3 protein-coding genes and 1 pseudogene are annotated in these 1,703 nt (G+C 72.9%); all 4 read left to right on the forward strand.

The annotated features are described in order from the left end of the window. Positions 1-643, forward strand: a pseudogene (locus tag BAY1663_RS22650) (MnhB domain-containing protein); the annotation flags it as partial. Further along, the gene (locus BAY1663_RS22655; protein ID WP_037045363.1) at positions 640-918 is read left to right on the forward strand and encodes an NADH-quinone oxidoreductase subunit K; all 279 of its coding nucleotides are present in this window, start codon (positions 640-642) and stop codon (positions 916-918) included. The pseudogene BAY1663_RS22650 and the gene BAY1663_RS22655, both read left to right, overlap by 4 nt. Further along, entirely contained in the window at positions 915-1,538 is a 624-nt protein-coding gene (locus BAY1663_RS22660; RefSeq protein ID WP_256206959.1) for a hypothetical protein, read from the forward strand. Before BAY1663_RS22655 ends, BAY1663_RS22660 begins: the two co-directional genes overlap by 4 nt. Then, a partial coding sequence (locus tag BAY1663_RS25655; RefSeq protein WP_305809533.1) for a proton-conducting transporter membrane subunit occupies positions 1,538-1,703 on the forward strand: 166 nt, incomplete at its 3' end. The genes BAY1663_RS22660 and BAY1663_RS25655, both read left to right, overlap by 1 nt.

The following is a 1,703-nucleotide window of genomic DNA, read 5'->3' on the forward strand; positions in this document are numbered from 1 at the left end:
GCCGGCTGGCGGCCGTGCTGGTGCTGCTGCCGCTGCTGATCCTGCTGCTGCCGCAGCTGGCGCCGCTGGCCGCTTTGCACGCGTCGCTGCCGGGGCGCATCGACGCGGCCATGCCGCACAGCGGCGTCGGGCATCCAGTGACGGCGGTGCTGCTGAACATCCGCGCCTGGGACACGCTGCTGGAGCTGGCGGTGCTGCTGCTCGCCCTGCTCGGCGCGCGGCAACTGGGGCCGGCACGGCTGCAGCTGGACGCGCCCTGGCCGTTGCTGCGGGCCTGGGGCCGGGCGCTGGCACCGCTGCTGGTGCTGGCCGGCGGCTATATCCTCTGGCGCGGTGCCGAGTCGCCGGGCGGCGCCTTCCAGGCCGGTGCGTTGCTGGCGGCGGGCATCGTGCTGCTGCGCCTGGCCGGCGCGCTGCCGGCGGTGCGCTGGTCGTTCTGGCCGCTGCGCCTGCTGGTGCTGCTCGGCTTGCTGCTGTTCGTGGCGGTCGCCGGGGGCTGCGCTGTATTCGGGGCCGGCTGGCTGAGCTATCCGGCGGGTTGGGCCAAACCGCTGATCCTGTTCATCGAGCGGCGGCGACGCTGGCCATCGCCGCCAGCCTGAGCCTGCTGGTGATCGGCGACGAACCGGAGCCGCGCGCATGAGCGCCACCGTGTTCTGGATCGGCATCGGCCTGGCGCTCTGGCTGCTGGCCCTGCATGGCCTGCTGACCCTGCGCCACCCGCTGCGGCGGATCATGGCCATCAACCTGATGGGCAGCGGTGTGTTCCTGGTGATGATCGCCCTGGCGGCGCGCAGCCATCCGACCGATCCGCTGCTGGTGGCGCTGGTGGTGACCGGGTTGGTGATCGCGGTCAGCGCCACGGCGCTGGCGCTGCGCCTGGCCAGCGCGCTGGAGCGGCAGGAGGCGGACGAATGAGCGCGGCGCTGCTCAGCCTGTGGTTGCCACTGGCCGGCGCGCTGCTGCTGGTTCTGCTGCGCCCGCGCCATGCCGGGCGCTGGGTGATCGCGCTGAACCTCGCCAGCCTGCTGGCCGCCGCCGTGGCCCTGCAACTGGCGATGGAGCTGGGCGTGCAGCAGCTGTACATCGGCGGTTGGGAAAGCGGCCTGGCGATCCGCTTCCAGCTTTCCCCGCTGGCGGCGCTGCTGCTGGTGTTCAGCGCCGGGCTGCACCTGCTGGTGGCGTTGTATGCGGCGCGTATCCCGCATGCCGCCGGCGGCCAGGACTACTGGCCGTTGTCCTGCCTGCTGCAGGCGGCGCTGGCCGCGCTGTGGCTGTCGGCCGATCTGTTCAACCTCTATGTGACGCTGGAACTGCTCGGCCTGGCGGCCGTGGCGCTGGTGGCGCTGGCCGGGCGCAGGGCCTGGCGGCCGGCGCTGAACTACCTGCTGCTGTCGCTGGCCGCTTCGCTCGCCTATCTGCTCGGCGTGGCGCTGTTCTACGGGCGCTACGGGTTGCTGGACATCGCACTGCTGGCGCAGCTGGCCGTGGCGGACGCCCCGACCCGTCTGGCGCTGCTGCTGATGAGCCTGGGCTGATGCTCAAGGCGGCGCTGTGGCCGCTGCACCTGTGGTTGCCGCCGGCGCATGCCGCCGCGCCGACCGCGGTCAGCGCACTGCTATCGGCGCTGGTGGTCAAGGGGCCGCTGTTCATCCTCTGGCTGCTCTGGAGCGAGGTCGCGCCGGCGCCGCTCGGTCGCGACG

Source organism: Pseudomonas sp. BAY1663 (genome assembly GCF_000582595.1).
Lineage (GTDB): Bacteria > Pseudomonadota > Gammaproteobacteria > Pseudomonadales > Pseudomonadaceae > Stutzerimonas > Stutzerimonas stutzeri_AF.

Bases quoted from the DNA above. Each gene is read 5' to 3' on its own strand.
- BAY1663_RS22655 (WP_037045363.1), top strand. From the start codon at position 640: ATGAGCGCCACCGTGTTCTGGATCGGCATCGGCCTGGCGCTCTGGCTG.
- BAY1663_RS22660 (WP_256206959.1), top strand. From the start codon at position 915: ATGAGCGCGGCGCTGCTCAGCCTGTGGTTGCCACTGGCCGGCGCGCTG.